The following is a 1,372-nucleotide window of genomic DNA, read 5'->3' as shown; positions in this document are numbered from 1 at the left end:
CCGTTCCTGGCGATGAAGTTGTCGACGGCAGCGCAGACCGTGCAGGTCAGCGAGAAGACGTTGCGGCGCGCGATTGCTGCCGGCGATCTGGTCGCCCGCGATTTCGGTGGGGAGTACCGCATTGAGGCCGATGAACTCAGAGCGTGGGTGCGGTCGCATCCGGCGAAGGGGCGTGCGTCGTGAGCACGTTCTGGCATGTCTTCCAGGCGCTGGTCCTGGGTTCGATCTTGGTCCCCGCCATGTGGGTGGCGTGGGTCCTGTTCTGGCAGTTGATGACAACCGAGGGAGAGAAGCAGTGAGCGAGACGTTGGAGTTCGACGCGTTGTCGGACAGAAGGTTGCAGGAGTGGCGGGACGCGTGGAAGCGCAACCGGCCGCGTAAGGCCTTCTTGATCAACAACCGCCTCCGGGTGATGGGTTCGTACGACGTGCATCACGGCACGACGCACGCCTACCCGGACAGCACGGACGGGCTGGTGGACGGCTGCACGGTCTTCCGGAACGGGCGCCTGTGGTTCTGGTCGTCGGCCCGTCACATGTGGATGACGAAGCGGGTGGCGGCATGAGCGCCCGGAAGACGCCGGCCCAGCACACGGTGCGGGTGACCGGAGTGCTGCGGAACTGGCAGTGGCGCCGGTACTCCGGCAACAACACTTGTGTGGCGCAGTCTCACCGACTGTGGCCCCAACGCCGGCATTGCCTGGACGCCGCCCGTTCTGAGGCCCGTCTGACCGGTGCCCGCCTCGTCATAGACGGGGAAGAGGTGCAGCCGTGAGGACCGCCTACGAACGTCTGCTGACGAAGACGGGTCTGGTCGACGCGATGTGTGACGCCATGCACCCGGATACGCCTGCCGCGGAGGAAGAGCAGAGCGGCGCCCCTGCCCGCGGATGCTTCGTGACCGCACCACTGATGACGTCTTTGAGCATGTTCGTGGCGGTGTTGATCGTCGGGACGATTGTGCTGGTCATCGCATGAGCGGCTGGATCTGTGACGTTCCGTTGCCGTCAGGGCCGGTGCAGTTGCACGCCACGATGGACGACCTGGATGAGCAGGCCCGCCGGCTGCGACTGGTGACCACCCTGTCGTACGCCCCGTCCGCTGACCGGTATTACGTGACTGCGCGTGACCCGCTCGCGGTGGATGCGGTGTTGGAGTGCGAGTCGTCCTCTCGGGCTGGGGTGTTGGCGAAAGCTGTCGGGGAGCTGAGGCAGCTGTGAGTGAAGCGGCGTGGTTGTTGATCGCGGGGTGCGTGCTGCTTGCCCCTGCCGCCATCGTGCTGATTGTGAACGTCGGCGTCTGGCTGTGGGGCGTGCTAACCGATTACGAGGCGCGGGCGTTCCTGCTGGTTTCTCTCGTGTGGCTGTCTGCGA

Annotated in this window: 5 protein-coding genes; all 5 read left to right on the top strand. The window is 65.5% G+C overall.

Annotated elements, in window-relative coordinates; all coding sequences use genetic code 11:
• Positions 1-183, top strand: a 183-nt coding sequence (locus tag LX12_RS21765; RefSeq protein WP_253656710.1) for a helix-turn-helix domain-containing protein, incomplete at its 5' end; no start/stop codon positions are given.
• Positions 184-295: 112 nt separating this feature from the next.
• On the top strand, positions 296-565 hold the full coding sequence (locus LX12_RS21760) for a hypothetical protein (protein WP_253656709.1): 270 nt from the start codon (positions 296-298) through the stop codon (positions 563-565).
• Complete coding sequence (locus LX12_RS21755) at positions 562-774, top strand: hypothetical protein (RefSeq protein ID WP_253656708.1); 213 nt, start codon at positions 562-564, stop codon at positions 772-774. The genes LX12_RS21760 and LX12_RS21755 overlap by 4 nt, the downstream gene beginning before the upstream one ends.
• Positions 771-977: a hypothetical protein gene (locus LX12_RS21750; protein WP_253656707.1), complete on the top strand. Its 207-nt coding sequence runs from the start codon at positions 771-773 to the stop codon at positions 975-977. Before LX12_RS21755 ends, LX12_RS21750 begins: the two co-directional genes overlap by 4 nt.
• On the top strand, positions 974-1,219 hold the full coding sequence (locus LX12_RS21745; protein WP_253656706.1) for a hypothetical protein: 246 nt from the start codon (positions 974-976) through the stop codon (positions 1,217-1,219). Before LX12_RS21750 ends, LX12_RS21745 begins: the two co-directional genes overlap by 4 nt.
• Positions 1,220-1,372: the final 153 nt, after the last annotated feature.

It is taken from the genome of Williamsia serinedens, assembly GCF_024171725.1.
Taxonomy (GTDB): domain Bacteria; phylum Actinomycetota; class Actinomycetes; order Mycobacteriales; family Mycobacteriaceae; genus Williamsia_A; species Williamsia_A serinedens.
The sequence above is the reverse complement of the archived record's forward strand: the minus strand, read 5'-3'. Positions and strand labels throughout refer to the sequence as shown.

Coding starts and splice junctions, on each gene's coding strand:
- LX12_RS21755 (WP_253656708.1), top strand. CDS start 562: ATGAGCGCCCGGAAGACGCCGGCCCAGCACACGGTGCGGGTGACCGGA.
- LX12_RS21745 (WP_253656706.1), top strand. CDS start 974: ATGAGCGGCTGGATCTGTGACGTTCCGTTGCCGTCAGGGCCGGTGCAG.